Here is a 14,114-nt window from a genome sequence, read left to right as displayed (position 1 = left end):
TACAGAAAGCGCCCGCCCCCCACGGGCGCTTTCTCATGTCTGGGGTGATGTCGCGGAGGCCTGCAGACGCCACCCAAAGTTCGGGTTTGCGAGCGACGCGACTTGGCCGCCGAAGCCTTTGGCGAAGGCGGAAGCAAACCAGATTGCCGTCGTGGAGTGATTTTGAATTGCTTTCGTCGCAAGCGCTGCTCGCAACGATGGAGTATGGGGGCGATTGCCATGGTTTCTGTACGTGATTATCTCGCCTGGCAAGCGTAGACATCGTCAATTGCCGTGCAAGGTCGCGATTGATTTCAACTCAAAGACAGCGCGGCCGAAGAGGTAGTTAGCGGCACATCAGGTAATGTACGCAGCATTGCCCCGACTACACTGCGCGCAATTCCCACAGTCTCGATAGCCTCTTCCACCGAAAGAATTACTTCGGGGTGTATCAGGGGATTCCTATGCAGCCTCGTCATTTGTTTGATCGACTCAATTACTTTGATGTCGCCAAACTTCTGTTTTTCCATTTCTGCGGCGAAGGTGCCCAATGTCTCAAGAGAAGGCCGGATCGCCCCCTTGGAAACGTGGTCCCAATAGCGCTTCACGACCGCCTCGGTGACACGAAAGATATGGAAACCACACGCGGTTGCGAGTTCAAAGGCCAAAGCTTTCCCAACTTCTTTGGCATCGGGAATTGCCTCTGGCACTTTGGCCGAAAGGGAGACTGGGAAAAGCTTCGTGCCCTCATCGATCAGCGTATTGACTTCGTAGCTCTCTTTTCCGGCAACGAGGAACGACGGGAGGAGACTCAAGTCTGCCAAAAATATAGTCTTGAACTGATCTCGCTCGTGGCTCATCGACCATACATCGTAATCACCAATGGTTGAATTCGGATCATCGACCAATTTCAGCATGACATCGATCGCGGCGTATAATTTACCGGCCTGTTCGCGAGATGCGCGTAAGTATGCCGCGTAAATGCTCTGATTAAACAGCGCTTCAAGCTGACCTTTTGCGTTATGCAGCACGTAAGCTGACGGACGCGGTGGATCCCCCTGAAAGAAAGTGTTGGGTATCGCATCAATGGCTGACACGACATCAAGAAACCACGGCAAAGACATTCGGATCATTTGGCGGCAGCCCCACGAACGTCCGGGCGCGAATCCCCCGGCACTACTCATGGTAGCACCGGGGCATTGGATACGTATAACGTTCACTTAGACGTCCCCCAAATTCATCATTGCGAGCGGAACGAAGCAATCCAGACTCCCTCGGCGGAGGCAACCTGGATTGCTTCGGCGCAAGGGCTCCTCGCAATGAAGGAGTGCGGGGCGATGCCATCGCGTTCTCAATTCGCAATTTCATTGCAGACACACCTTCGCTTCCTCGCGACTCATCTCGCCCGAGCTTTGCACGATCTCTTCACCCTCATGAATGAATGGAGAGGGCGCAGGGAAGACCGGGTGCCAGCCGGGCACCCACGGTCCACTGTGCGAGAGATGGCAACAAGAATTTGCACAGCGGCATACAGGTGGAGCCAAAACATCCCGCCTTCCCTGCGCAGTGGTTTTACGGCTTATGTCGCGCTCTCCCCGGGGAGCGATGCACTATTGCCCCCGTCGCCTTGCGGATGACTGATGCGTGCGCCCGGTCGGGCCGCACACATCACCGCAAGCCTTGACGCACAGACCCCGGGCATCAGGACCACACGATTTCGCCGTACGCTGATCACACCGGTCGTGTGCGCGACGGTTTTGCTCACGGCTCTCCGCCCTGCAAAACCTCTTCGCGCCGATGCAATCAGCGTCCACCGCCGCCCGGCCCGCGTTCGTGACGATCGCGATACGCCCCTCTTCCTTGGGCCGGGTTGCGGCGACACATACGAGATTTCCGAATTTCGGTAAAGCGTAATATTTTCGGCGACGCCGATTGACCGCGATCTTGGGTGTTTTGCCCGTCAGGCAACGCAAGGGGTTGTGGGCGGGACGTTCAATCTGGCGGTCAGCTTCGCAAGAAACCGCTGACGCGCGAAGGCCCACCGCGCGCGAACGAACGGTGGGCCTCACGTCGAGCGGCTCTACCAGCGATAGCCGCCGGTCAGCGTGCCGTTATTGTTGCCGTCAGGGCCGACGTCGCCCTGCGTCGAGCTCGGGGTCGGATGGCTGGTGCCGTTGATGGCGCCATAGGGGCCCGCGACGTCAGGATAGTAGGCGCCCGACTGGACCGGTTCGTAGGCGGGCGCGCTGCGGTCCCAGCTCATGCGCGATCCGTTCCAGTCATAGCCCTGCGCCGAGGCCGCCGCCGTGCCGGCGACGAGCGATGCCGTGATCAGGCAGAGGAGTTTTGACTTGTTCTGCATTGGAAATGCTCCTTGCTTGTGTCGGGGGCCAACGGTTGCACTGCGGGAGCGTTCCGGAACCCGGCAGGCGGGAGCGATCAACTCGGATCAACTGGTTATGAGACGCTTCTTTCGGAACGAAGTACCTGTCAGGAGAATCCGAGCGCTCTTGCCGCACCGGTTCCCCCGTTAATCCCGTGCCTTAACCAAAAATTAATTATACGTTTGCGGCTGGCCGACGGCCCGGCCTAGCGTGCGGTGGGGAGCCGCCGAAGCCAAACGAGTTGGTGCGTATCATGACCTACAGAATGCATGGGGCCTTGCTCGCCTCGCTCAGCGCAGCCGCGCTGCTCCTTAGCCTCAGCGATAGTTTTGCACGACCCGGCGGCGCCGCGCCGCATGGGCTGACCGCGGCGCCGTCCGGCGCCATGGCGCGTCCGCCCATCGCACCGGGAGCCCGCTTCCACCGGCGGAATAACCCCTTTGTCTATTGGCCGGGCGGCGGCGGCTTCTTCTACGACAGCGCCGGCTACAGCCAGCCCTTCGTCGATACCGCCCAGCCGGTCTCCACCGACGTGCGCTACACCTACACCTATGACGTTCCCTGGGACTGGACGCATCGCTTCCCGCCGAACGTCGTGCCGTCCGATCGGCCCTACGTGCCGAGCTGCCCGACCGAGCAGGTAACGGTGCCCGGCCGCGGCGGCAGCGAGCACACCGTCAACATCATGCGCTGCTATTGAGCTTGGCTCTAACCTAGCTCGAATTGGCTCTAACCTAGCTCGAAGCTGGTCACGCCGAAGACGCGGTCGATACGCAGCGACGGGATCGCTCCCGTGTACATCCGCGCCGTCTCGAACACCGGCTTCAGCCCAAGCGCCTCCGCGAGCGCGATGGCCTCGCGATTGACAGCGGGGACGTCGAGGAACACCTCGCCATCCGCGCTTGCCAGCAGGGCCCAGACGATCGTCTCCGCCGCAATGCGATCGTCGGCGACCAGCGGGCCGATCTTGTAGCCGGTCCGGCACGGCCGGATCACGCCCCAGGCGGCGAGCTTGCCGTCACGCAGGAGCGCGCGGCCGACATGGTCCGATGTGTTGATCCAGGCGCGCAGGAAGGCGCTGCGCCGAGCCGGGAAGACAGTGGCGTCGTCGGCTTCCACAAGCGCAAACGGGACCTTGTCGAGTGCGACGACATCGGCGGGTGGCTTCAGGGGCGCGGCGGCGATGCCGCCATAGCGGATATTGGCGTAAGCAAGCTGGAAACCGGACTTTCTGTAGTTGTCCTGCTGCGCCACCACGCCATCGAGCCCGATCACGCGGGTGCCCGCATGCGCGATCGCCGCGCTCCAGATGCGCAGGCCATGGCCAGAGCCGCGAAGATCCGCACGCACGATATAGAAGCCGAGGAAGGCGAAGCGATCGTCGTAATTGGCGCAGGAGACGGTCGCGACCGGTTCGCCGTCGATCTCGCCGACGAAGAAGCCTTCCGCGTCGGGAGCAGCGAAGCAGGCGGCGTCGGAGAAGCCGGGATTCCAGCCCTCGGCCGCGGCCCAGTCGATGGCAAGCGAGATTTCCTCGGGGCGCAAATTGCGGATCAGCAAGTCACTCATCTTGCGTTCCTCATGAGGTGCGTCCTTCGACCATGGACCTGCCGGCAGGTCTGGCTGTAGAAGGCCGCATGATAGGCCGAGCCTGCGGCTCGCCTCAACTCAAAGGGATGATCGGTCATGGCAGCAGAGAAGGTTGCGCTCGTTACCGCCGGCGGCAGCGGCATGGGGGCAGGGGCTGCGCGACGGCTGGCAGCGGACGGGTTTCGCGTCGCGATCCTGTCGTCCTCCGGCAAGGGCGAGGCCGTGGCCGCCGAACTCGGCGGGCTCGGCGTCACCGGCTCGAACAAATCCAACGACGACCTGAAGCGTCTCGTCGACGGTGCCATGGCGAAGTGGGGCCGGATCGACGTGCTCGTCAACAGCGCCGGGCACGGGCCGCGCGCGCCGATCACCGAGATCACCGACGAGCAGTGGCACACCGGCCTCGACACCTATCTCCTGAACGTGATCCGCACGACCCGGCTGGTGACGCCGATCATGCAGGCGCAAAAGGCTGGCGCCATCATCAACATCTCGACGGCCTGGGCGTTCGAGCCCAGCGCGATGTTCCCGACCTCGGCGGTGTTCCGCGCCGGCCTTGCCGCCTTCACCAAGATCTTCACCGACACCCATGCGGCCGACAACGTCCGCATGAACAACGTTCTGCCGGGCTGGATCGACAGCCTGCCGCAGCAGGATTCGCGCCGCGACAGCGTGCCGATGAAGCGCTACGGCAAGGTGGAAGAGATCGCGGCGACGATCTCGTTCCTGGCTTCCGACGGCGCCGCCTACATCACCGGCCAGAACCTCCGCGTCGATGGCGGACTGACGCGCTCGGTGTGAGCCGCGCGCGGATTCGCCCGCGCCCTGTCGTGACGCGCCGCGGATTTGCCTCGCGCGCCACCGCGGCAGGGACCGATGCGTGGCGCCGAGGTCACACTCGTCGCCCGTCTTGCGCGATAAGCCACCGATTACGTCACAGTCCCTATGAACTGCGCCGCAGACCGAGACGAACAACGGTGCTGCGCCTATTCCCGAGCTGCGCTGGATGGCTCCCATCTGCGCCTCGAAAACGCGGGTTCAGTCGCGTGGGGAATGGAGATCGAAATGAAGACGTTCTTGCTGGCGGCCGCATCGATTGTGCTTGGGACCGCTTCCGTGCAGGCTGCCGACCTTGCGGCGCATTACACCAAGGCGCCCGCGATGGCTGCGGCCTACAATTGGACCGGCTTCTATGTTGGCGGCAACATCGGCGGGCAATGGGGCAGCGCCGATCCCACCACCTCCACCGTGTTCTCGCCGACCGGCTATTTCGCCACCAGCAGCGTTCCGGCGATCAACACGGTCGGCGCCCAGAGCGTCAGCAGCTCCAGCGTGACCGGCGGCTTCACCGCGGGCTATAATTGGCAGGTCAACCACGCCGTGCTGGGCCTCGAGGGCGACATCAACTATTTCGGCTTCAAAGGCAGCGCGACGGGCTCGGCGGTCTATCCCTGCTGCGCGCCGACCGGCGTTACGGTCTCCTCGCAGGTCTCGGCCGACTGGCTCGCCACCATCCGCGGCCGCATCGGCTTCCTCGCCGCTCCGACCTGGCTGCTGTATGCCACCGGCGGTGCGGCCATCGCGGAGGTGAAGGGCAATTTCAACTTCACCGACACGTTCGCAGGCGCGACGGAATCCGCGGCGATCCGCGATACGCGGGTCGGCTGGACCGCCGGCGTCGGCACCGAATATGCCTTCGGCGGCGGCTGGTCGCTCAAGGCCGAATATCTCCATGTCGATCTCGGCCGCGCCAGCACGACCAGCACGAACCTTGCCGCGTTCGGGCCGGCCATCGCATTCCCGAGCAACGTCTACACCCACTCGGTCGACATCAAGTCGGACATCGTGCGCGTCGGCGTAAACTACAAGTTCGGCGGAGCTGTCGTCGCCAGATATTGAGCGCCATCCCATTCCCGATCTGCGTGGAGAGCCCCGGCCTAGCCGGGGCTCTCTGTCTTGGAGCTCAGCTTGCGTGCGAGGTGATCAGCCGCGCCAGCTCCGGCAGGATCTTGTAGCGCGCGATCTCGTGCGGATACTCGCCGCGATTGGCCAGCAGGACGATGCCGATCCGCCGCGCCGGCACGAGGCCGATATAGCCGGAGGCGTTGTTGAGGCCGCCGGGCTTGTCGATGACGGTGACGCCTGGCAGACGCACGGTCTCCCAGCCCATGCCCTGTCCGAATTTGTCGTCGATGCGGAAGGCCTCACGCTGCGTCATCCGCAACGCCTCGCGCAGGTGCGGATCGATCGCCCGGCCGTCGACGCAGGCTGCTGCGAAAGCGGCGAGATCCCGCACCGAAGCGAACATCTGGCCGGTACCGGGAAAGTCGAAATAGCTCTGCTGATCGCCGATCGGGCCGATGGCCGTGCCCTGGTCGGAATAGCCCTGGACCGCGCGCTGCATCCAGGCGGCATCCATGACCGCGCGATTGTCTGCGCCGCGCTCGGGGATGAAGGTCGCTTCCATCGCGAGCGGGCGGAGAAGGCGGTGCTGGATCAGCGCGCCAATCGGCATGCCGTAGCAGCGCTCGAGCACGAGCTGAAGCAGCACGTAGCCGGCATGTGTGTAGACGCGTTGCCGGCCGGGCGCGACGCTCACCGCCGGCGCGAAGCCGTTCAGCATGGCGATGAAATGCTCGCGCGTGTACTCATCGTTCGGCCAGGGCGGATGGTCGGTCGGCAGCAACAGTCCCGATGTATGCGTGGCCAACTGGCCGACAGTGACGTTGCGGATATAGTCGCCATTCAGCTCGGGCAGGTATTTGGGCAGGCGGTCGTCGAGCCGCAGCTCGCCGCGCACCACGCCGAGCGCCACAAGAGCCGCCTCGAACGGCTTTCTCAAGGAGGCGAGGTTGAACAACGTGTCCGGCGTCACCTTCCGTTTGGTCGCATCGTCGGCAAGACCGTAGCTGAAGAACTCGACATGGCGCCCGGCATAGAGGGCGGCGGCGAGCCCGCCCGCATGGTCTGGCGTCGCGGTCGGCGCCAGTTCGCTCGCGACGATGTCGCGCATCTGCGCGATCATGTCGGAATCCGCCAAGGCGCGGCGTGGCCGAAGCGCGATCGCAAGCGGGATGAGCGCAGCCCGGGTGAAGATTCGCCGGGTGATCGGGGATGAGGTGACAACAGGCGGCACTTGCTCTGATCAACGATGTTGATGCGCCCCCGATCTGCTTTAGCCGGAAGCGTCCCACGGCCCAATTCACAATTGCGCGTTGCGGGTTCCGCATCACTCGCACGCCACCAAATCACTTAGCTGATGAGCTAACAATTGTTTGACGCGGGACTCCAGGTCGCTTATAGTTAGCTTCATGGCTAACCAATCCCTCGACCAGGTTTTCGCAGCGCTTGCCGATCCGACGCGGCGGGCGATCGTGATGCGGCTGTGCGCCGGCGTGGCTTCGGTCGGGGAGCTCGCCGATCCCTTCGACATGGCGCTGCCGAGCTTCATGAAACACATCCACGTGCTGGAGACGAGCGGGCTCGTTCAATCCGAGAAGTCCGGCCGCGTGCGCACCTGCCGCCTCAGCCCGGATGCGCTGCTTGGTGCGGAGGACTGGTTCCAGCAGCAGCGCGCGATCTGGGAGGCGCGGCTCGACCGGTTCGAAGCCTACGTGATGAAGCTCAAGAAAGAGAAGGAAAGGGCGGCCGTCAAGCGTCCGTCCCGAACAACCAAACGGAAAGGTTCTGAGTGATGACGAATTCTGCCAATCCCGCTCTGTCGCAATGGTCGCTCGACCGCGAGATCGTGATGTCGCGCGTGATCGACGCGCCGCGCGATCTGGTGTTCGAAGCGTGGTCCGACCCCAAGCATCTGCCGCAATGGTTCGGGCCGAAGGGGTTCAAGGTCGAGACCTTTGAGATCGACGTGCGCGTCGGCGGCGTCTGGCGCTTCAACATGATCGGCCCCGACGGCACGGTCTATCCGAACCGCATGCGCTTCCGCCGCATCGAGCGGCCGCACCTGATGGAAATGGATCACGGCGTCGACCAGGACGAGGATCCCGGCATGTTCCGCTTCACCGTGACCTTTGCCGAGCAGAGCAACGGCAAAACCGTGCTGATGATGCGCCAGCTGGCCTCGAGCACCGAGCAACGCGACGGCATGATCGGCTTCGGCGCCGTCGAATACGGCTATCAGACTCTCGACAAGCTCGCGGCCTATGTGGCGCGCATGAAGCGGTGAAGACAACGCGGTCCCGGCGGAGAACACGACGGGACCGCTTTCGCGAACCACCGGCGCGCCAAGGCCGCCGGTGGTTTTTCAGTCCGGCGTTGTCCGCCTGGTAGGAACGATCGCCGCGCCACGGCTTTGGCAGTGATGGCGCACATTATCTTCAGCGACTACCGCAACCCCGCCGCGGAGCAGGCCTACGAGATCGCCTGGGACTTTCTCGACCGCGCGGGCGCGATCCGCGACGAATTCGACGCCTGCGTGTTCCTGGCGCAGCGCATCGCTGGGATGGTCGAGGAGGGACAGACGAACCGGATCCGCATGGCCAATCGCGCGATCTCCGAATATCAGCGCTTCGCCGAAAAGTGCGACAACCTCATCTGCAGCGGCGGCCGCAGGGCCGAGGGGCGCTGAGCCCGGACGTACGGCTTGGGTCGGCCCCGGGGCGTGAATTATGACAGTGCCGTCACGCAGATTTTTGTCGCGACCGCCTGCCTGAATGTGACAGAATTGCTACCGCTAGATGAAATATCGATTACAGCGGAGCGGCTCATGTTGCAGTGGCAGGCGCGGTCAAATCCCCTCGCGTGGTGGTGGGGGTCTCTCACGCTTGTCAGCAGCGCGAATATCCTCGTCTGGTTCATGCTGTATCGCGAGTTCTACCCGACGCCTTCGGGCAGCCTCGGCGGCGGCTCGGACATCGGGCTGATGTTCCTGCTGTGCGCGGGCTATGTATTCGGCTGCGCGTTCCGCTCGGTGCTGCCGCGCGCCGACGTGCAGCGCATCTGCCTGTTCGATACCTGGCTCTCGAGCGTCGTGGTCGGCCGAACGGTTGCGACCGTGGCCGAGCTCTGTTTCGTTGCGCAATGGGCCATCATCCTGCATCAGCTCGGCAAGATGACCGGCGCGGAGACCGCGGTGAATATCGCGCTCGTGATCGTGCCCATCATCATCATCGCGGAGTGCTTCTCCTGGTACGCTGTGGTGACGACCAACTTCCTCTACAACGCGATCGAGAATTCGCTATGGGCGGTGACCTTCTTCGCCGCCGGCATCGCATTGTGCCGCCTGATGCCGGAATTCCAGGGCGTAGTGCGCTGGGCGCTGATGTCAGGCATCGTTGGCATCGCCTGCTTCCTGGCCTTCCTCGTCACCGTCGACGTGCCGATGTATCTCAGCCGCTGGCGGGCAGGGCACGCCGACGGCAATACGTTCCTGGGCTTCCTCGAAGGCCTGCATGACGTCTCGACGCGCTGGGTGGTGACCCACGACATCGCGCATTGGAAGGGCGAGCTGACCTGGATGTTCCTGTATTTCAGCGCCGCAGTGTGGTCGAGCCTGGCGCTGTGCGCGCTCTATGCGATGGAAGGCTATCTGGCGCTGTATCTGGCCTGATTATTTACCCACCAGGCCGCACTTGCTGCGGTCGAGCGGACGGAAGGCCTGATCGGGCGGGATGGTCGCGATCAGCTTGACGAAATCCCATGGCCCCCGGGACTCCTGCGGTGTCTTGACCTGCACCAGGTAGAGATCGTGCACCATACGCTGGTCCTCGCGGATACGGCCGTTGGGCGTGTAGGCGTCCGACACCGGCGTTGCTTTCATCTTCGCCATCACAGTTGCGCTGTCGTCGGAATCGGTGTCCTTCACCGCTTGCAGATAATGGCGCACGGCGGAATAGACGCCGGCCTGGATCTGCGATGGCATGGCCTTGCGGCGTGTGTAGAAGGCGTCAGAGAACTTCCGGGCGGCAGGCGAGACATCCTCGAAGAACGAGGTGACGATGAGGTCGCCACGGGTTGCCTTCAGCCCGACCGCCGCGATATCGACGTTCTGGAACGACATCGGTACGATCTTGATGCCCTGATCGGCGAGGCCGAACTCCTCGGCCTGCTTGATCGCGGTGGCGTTGTCGCCGGCGACGTTGATGGCCAGGATCTTCGCGCCGGACGACTGCGCCTGCAGCAGGAACGAGCTGAAATCGGGCGTGCCGAGCTGCGCCTTGACGCTGCCGGCGACCTTGCCGCCGAGCTCGCCGATGCGGGCGCGGGCGGTCGCTTCGATCGAATGGCCGAACGCATAGTCGCCGGTGATGAAGAACCACGGCTCCTTGCTGGTCTGCATGATGCCGGAGACCACGGCGGTCGCGGTGGAATAGGCGTCCTGGGTCCACTGCACGCTGGTCGGCGCACAGGCTTCATCGGTGAGCTGGTTGGCGCCGGCGCCGGAGACGAGGAAGATCCTGCCGTTGCCGCGGACGAGTTCCTGCACCGCGAGCGCGGCGCCGGAGCTGCCGCCGTCGGCGATCGCCTGGATACCTTCGCTGAACCATTTGCGGGCGAGCGATGCCGCAAGATCCGGCTTGTTCTGGTGATCGGCCTGCAGGATCTCGATCGGCTTGCCGTTGATCTTGCCGCCGAACTCCCCCGCCGCCATCCGCGCCGCCTCGACCGAGCCCGGGCCCATGGCGGTGGCGAAGACGCCGTTCATGTCGGTGAGCACGCCGATGCGGATTGTCTCGCCCTTGATCTCGGCGCGCGCAGGCGGGCCTGCGAGCGCCAGCGTGACCAGCAGGATGGCGGCGGATGTCGTGCGGATGATGGCCATGCGTTTCCCCGTTTGTCGTTTTGATTGTTCGAAGACGTCGTCAGTCCGGTTCGGCGATGACATTGTTGCGCAAGGTGCCGACGCCGGAGATCTCGACCTCGACGGTGTCGCCGGGGCGCATCCACAGCGGCGGCGTGCGCTTTGCGCCGACGCCGCCCGGCGTGCCCGTGACGATGACGTCGCCGGGCACGAGCGGGCAGATCGTGGAGATGTAGGCGATCAACTCGGGGACGGCGGTGATCAGGAGATCGGTGGTGGTGTCCTGCACCACGGTGCCGTTCAGGCGCGTCTGCAAGCTGAGCTTCGACGGATCCGGAATTTCGTCCGCCGTCACCAGCCAGGGGCCGAAGCTGCCGCTGTCGGCGAAGGTCTTGCCGGACAGGAACTGGCTGGTGTGGCGCTGCCAGTCGCGGATGCTGCCTTCGTTGTAGCAGGAATAGCCGGCGATATAGTCGAGCGCGCGGCTCGCCGGGATGTGCCGGCCGGCCTTGCCGATGACGAGTGCGAGCTCGCCTTCATAGTCGAAATCGTCGCTCACTTTCGGCTTCACGATCGGCTGGAGATGGCCGACCTGGCTGCAGGCGAAGCGCGCGAACAGCGCCGGCTTCTCGGTGACAGTGCGGCCGGTTTCGGCGACATGGTCGCGGTAATTCAGGCCGACGCAGATGATCTTGCCGGGATCGGGGATCACGGGGGCGAAGCTGATCTTGTCGAGCGGATGATCGGGCGCGGCGGATGCGACCAGCTTGGCCGCCTCGGCGAGGCGGCCAGCTTCGAGCAACTGCCGCAGCGTCGAGCAGCCCGTCATGCGTGCACCGAGATCGACCACACCGTTGTCCTTGACGGCGCCGAAGGAGGCTCGGTCGTCGACGAGGAAAGAAAGCAGCTTCATGAGATATCCTTGAGAGTGTTCGCTTTAGGCCGCAGACGGCACGTGGGTTAGAGGCGTGATGGCGGCGATGAGCTGGTCGAGTTCGGCTTCGTTGCGGGCCGTGCCGCGCACATAGCGGTCGGGGCGAACGAGCGCGGCGATGATGCCGTGCTGGTGCAGCCAGTCGCCGATGGCGTCCGCGTCGCCGCCGGTCAGGATCCTCAGTCCCGCCTGTGCGAGAGCCGGGCGTGAGGCGAGGGCGGCCGCGTTTGCGGCGAACAGGACATGATCGTAGCCAACGCGATCGTCGCTGCGGCTGCCGTCCCGAAGCTCGAACTGCGGTGCCAAATCTCCGGCGAGAGGCTGATCGCGGGGCGCCAGCCGGGGGCCGAGCAGAGGCTTCTTCACCTCGAGCTTCACCGGCGCGTTCTCGCGAACCTCCCCGGCGGCAAGGCCTGCTTCGATCGCCTTGGTGTTGATCACGCCGCCGAGGCGAATGGCGAGCTCGATGAATTCGCGTACATGCGGCAGGCGCTCGCTCTGATAGGTGTCGAGCAGTTCGCTCCCTGCGTCGCCCCGGACGATGGCGTCGAGCTTCCAGGCGAGGTTCGCGGCATCGCGGATGCCGGCGCACATGCCCTGTCCGAGGAAGGGCGGGGTCTGGTGCGCGGAATCGCCTGCGAGCAGCAATCGTCCGTTCCGCCATTGCTGTGCGATGACGGAATGAAAAGTGTAGACCGCAGCGCGCTCGATCTCCGCATCGTCGGGTGTGATCCAACGCGACAGCAGGTCCCAGACTTTTGCAGGTTGCGCGACCTCGTGAGAATCCTCGTCCGGGAGAACCGTGATCTCCCAGCGCCGCCGTGTGCCGGTGCCGCGTACATAGGTCGCGGGCCGCCTGGGATCGCAATGCTGAAGGCTGTAGTCGCCAAGGTCGTTGCGCTCACGCTTGAGCAGCACGTCGATCACCAGCCAGCGCTCGTGGAAACCGAGATCGTCCATGCCGGAGCCGATGAAGCGGCGGACCAGCGAGCGGGCGCCGTCGCAGCCGATCACATAGCCGGCACGGACTTCAGTGAGTTGTCCGTTCGAGAGATCTTCGTAGCGGACGCGCACGCCATGATCGTCCTGATCGAGCGCGAACACGTCGCAGCGGTTGCGCAGGGTGACGTGCGGCCAGCGGGAGAGGCCACCGATCAGGACGTCCTCCAGATCCGGCTGGTGAAAGCGGTAGCTGAGATGCCAGCCCATCGGGGTCAAAGTCTGCGGGCGCGACCAGTCCAGCAGCATGCGGCCCTCGGCATCGAGAAAGAGCATGCCCGGGCTGAGGATCACATGCGGCAGGATGGCGTCGGCCAGACCGATGGTCTGGAACACGCGCATGCATTCGTCGTCGAAATGCACGGCGCGCGGCAGATGATAGGTCCGTGCCTCGCGCTCCAGCACCAGCGTCCGCACACCGCATAGGCCGAGCAAATTGGCGAGCGTGGCGCCGACCGGGCCGCGGCCGACGATCACGACATCGAACTCTTCGGGAGTGGATTTATCTTGCATGGGGCCATCTCTTCCCCAAGCCGCGTCGCAGCATCAACGCCGCCGGCAGAAGTGTCCACCCAGCGGACGCGGCTCGTGCCGCTGGTCATGGCCGGCTGGACGGTGTGGAGGCGTGAATGCGCTACACTTCGACAGGAATGGCCGAAGCCGTCTCCTGAAGCTGCACTGCAAACTGAGCAATCGCCTCGTCGATTCCCAGCGCCGAGCGAATCCAGATGATGGAGATGCAGCCGAAGACGGCCCCGTCGCGCACGATGGGGACGGCAATCGACGCCGTCTTGGGATTGTATTCGCCCTCGCTGCGGATCGCGTAACCGCGCGCCTGCGTCTCGGCGATCATGCGATCGAGGCGGGCTGCGTCCAGAAACGGACGGTCGTCGGCCTCGTCGATGCGGCGCAGATGATTGACGATCAGATCGCGCTCGCGCGCGGGGCAGGCGGCGAGATAGGCGCGGCCGGCGGAGGTGCGCAGCATCGGCAGGCGCTTGCCGATCATGCCGCGGTCGATCGAGAGCGGGCTGCGCGAATGGGTGGTCTCCTGCACCACCATCGCCGCATTCTCGTAGGTAGAAAGATCGACCGGCCAGACCAGGGTCTTGCTGAGCTCGGCGAGATAGGGCGCTGCCGCCTGGCAGATCACGACGCCGGGATCATAACCGTCGCCGAGGCTCAGCGCCCGCCGGGTGACGCGAAAGCGGTCGTCGCTGGCGCTGCGGGCGATGTAGCCGAGTTCCTCCAGCGTTTCGAGCAGGCGGTAGACCGTGGGGCGGGGCAGGTCGAGCGCGCGGGCGACGTCGCCGGCGCGGATGCCGCCGGAGCGATTGACCTCCCGCAGCACGTCGAGCCCGCGCTTGAAGGCGCGGACGCCTTCCGATTGCCGCGGCGCTCCCGGCCCCGTCCGCTCCTTGGACACTTCGCATTTCCTCCCTTGTGGCGCACGGTCCCGCGATTATCG

15 protein-coding genes are annotated in these 14,114 nt (G+C 64.3%); 7 read left to right on the top strand and 8 right to left on the bottom strand.

The annotated features are described in order from the left end of the window. Nucleotides 1-293: 293 nt before the first annotated feature. Together UNPA324_RS30980 and UNPA324_RS30970 are read right to left on the bottom strand one after the other, a co-directional pair. Nucleotides 294-1,112 carry a hypothetical protein gene (locus tag UNPA324_RS30980; protein WP_141937727.1) on the bottom strand — a complete coding sequence of 273 codons (819 nt, stop codon included), beginning with the start codon at nucleotides 1,110-1,112 and terminating at the stop codon, nucleotides 294-296. 947 nt (nucleotides 1,113-2,059) lie between these two features. Then, nucleotides 2,060-2,341, bottom strand: coding sequence for a hypothetical protein (locus tag UNPA324_RS30970; RefSeq protein WP_141937725.1), 282 nt, complete (start codon nucleotides 2,339-2,341; stop codon nucleotides 2,060-2,062). Between the two features lie 275 nt (nucleotides 2,342-2,616). On the opposite strand from UNPA324_RS30970, the gene UNPA324_RS30965 reads away from it, so the two are divergent. Continuing rightward, nucleotides 2,617-3,063, top strand: coding sequence for a hypothetical protein (locus UNPA324_RS30965; protein WP_164936073.1), 447 nt, complete (start codon nucleotides 2,617-2,619; stop codon nucleotides 3,061-3,063). 29 nt (nucleotides 3,064-3,092) lie between these two features. Here UNPA324_RS30965 and UNPA324_RS30960 read toward each other — a convergent pair whose 3' ends face one another. Further along, nucleotides 3,093-3,932 (bottom strand): GNAT family N-acetyltransferase, encoded by an 840-nt coding sequence (locus tag UNPA324_RS30960; RefSeq protein ID WP_141937723.1) that lies wholly within the window; start codon nucleotides 3,930-3,932, stop codon nucleotides 3,093-3,095. 117 nt (nucleotides 3,933-4,049) lie between these two features. On the opposite strand from UNPA324_RS30960, the gene UNPA324_RS30955 reads away from it, so the two are divergent. Further along, nucleotides 4,050-4,754: an SDR family oxidoreductase gene (locus tag UNPA324_RS30955; RefSeq protein WP_141937721.1), complete on the top strand. Its 705-nt coding sequence runs from the start codon at nucleotides 4,050-4,052 to the stop codon at nucleotides 4,752-4,754. Between the two features lie 264 nt (nucleotides 4,755-5,018). Then, nucleotides 5,019-5,852: an outer membrane protein gene (locus UNPA324_RS30950; protein WP_141937720.1), complete on the top strand. Its 834-nt coding sequence runs from the start codon at nucleotides 5,019-5,021 to the stop codon at nucleotides 5,850-5,852. Nucleotides 5,853-5,916: 64 nt separating this feature from the next. On the opposite strand, the gene UNPA324_RS30945 is transcribed toward UNPA324_RS30950, so the two are convergent. After that, complete coding sequence (locus UNPA324_RS30945; RefSeq protein WP_181769578.1) at nucleotides 5,917-6,978, bottom strand: serine hydrolase; 1,062 nt, start codon at nucleotides 6,976-6,978, stop codon at nucleotides 5,917-5,919. Nucleotides 6,979-7,264: 286 nt separating this feature from the next. Here UNPA324_RS30945 and UNPA324_RS30940 point away from each other — a divergent pair, with 286 nt between their 5' ends. From UNPA324_RS30940 to UNPA324_RS30925, 4 genes are all read left to right on the top strand, one after another. Beyond that, nucleotides 7,265-7,648, top strand: a complete 384-nt coding sequence (locus UNPA324_RS30940) for an ArsR/SmtB family transcription factor (protein ID WP_141937716.1) — start codon at nucleotides 7,265-7,267, stop codon at nucleotides 7,646-7,648. Then, on the top strand, nucleotides 7,648-8,139 hold the full coding sequence (locus tag UNPA324_RS30935) for an SRPBCC family protein (RefSeq protein WP_181769693.1): 492 nt from the start codon (nucleotides 7,648-7,650) through the stop codon (nucleotides 8,137-8,139). Before UNPA324_RS30940 ends, UNPA324_RS30935 begins: the two co-directional genes overlap by 1 nt. Nucleotides 8,140-8,274: 135 nt before the next feature. Further along, nucleotides 8,275-8,541 carry a hypothetical protein gene (locus tag UNPA324_RS30930; protein WP_128918097.1) on the top strand — a complete coding sequence of 89 codons (267 nt, stop codon included), beginning with the start codon at nucleotides 8,275-8,277 and terminating at the stop codon, nucleotides 8,539-8,541. A gap of 138 nt (nucleotides 8,542-8,679) precedes the next feature. Further along, on the top strand, nucleotides 8,680-9,522 hold the full coding sequence (locus tag UNPA324_RS30925) for a hypothetical protein (protein WP_128918074.1): 843 nt from the start codon (nucleotides 8,680-8,682) through the stop codon (nucleotides 9,520-9,522). On the opposite strand, the gene UNPA324_RS30920 is transcribed toward UNPA324_RS30925, so the two are convergent. The 4 genes from UNPA324_RS30920 to UNPA324_RS30905 all read right to left on the bottom strand — a co-directional run bounded on the left by UNPA324_RS30920 (nucleotide 9,523) and on the right by UNPA324_RS30905 (nucleotide 14,072). Beyond that, entirely contained in the window at nucleotides 9,523-10,734 is a 1,212-nt protein-coding gene (locus UNPA324_RS30920) for an ABC transporter substrate-binding protein (protein WP_141937712.1), read from the bottom strand. A gap of 40 nt (nucleotides 10,735-10,774) precedes the next feature. Then, nucleotides 10,775-11,626 carry a fumarylacetoacetate hydrolase family protein gene (locus tag UNPA324_RS30915; RefSeq protein WP_141937710.1) on the bottom strand — a complete coding sequence of 284 codons (852 nt, stop codon included), beginning with the start codon at nucleotides 11,624-11,626 and terminating at the stop codon, nucleotides 10,775-10,777. A gap of 24 nt (nucleotides 11,627-11,650) precedes the next feature. Further along, nucleotides 11,651-13,159 carry a bifunctional 3-(3-hydroxy-phenyl)propionate/3-hydroxycinnamic acid hydroxylase MhpA gene (mhpA, locus tag UNPA324_RS30910; RefSeq protein ID WP_141937709.1) on the bottom strand — a complete coding sequence of 503 codons (1,509 nt, stop codon included), beginning with the start codon at nucleotides 13,157-13,159 and terminating at the stop codon, nucleotides 11,651-11,653. A 121-nt stretch (nucleotides 13,160-13,280) separates the two neighbouring features. Then, entirely contained in the window at nucleotides 13,281-14,072 is a 792-nt protein-coding gene (locus tag UNPA324_RS30905; RefSeq protein WP_128918078.1) for a DNA-binding transcriptional regulator, read from the bottom strand. Nucleotides 14,073-14,114: the final 42 nt, after the last annotated feature.

The organism is Bradyrhizobium sp. UNPA324 (genome assembly GCF_006658635.1).
GTDB lineage: Bacteria > Pseudomonadota > Alphaproteobacteria > Rhizobiales > Xanthobacteraceae > Bradyrhizobium > Bradyrhizobium nanningense.
This window is presented reverse-complemented; position numbering and strand designations above follow the sequence as displayed.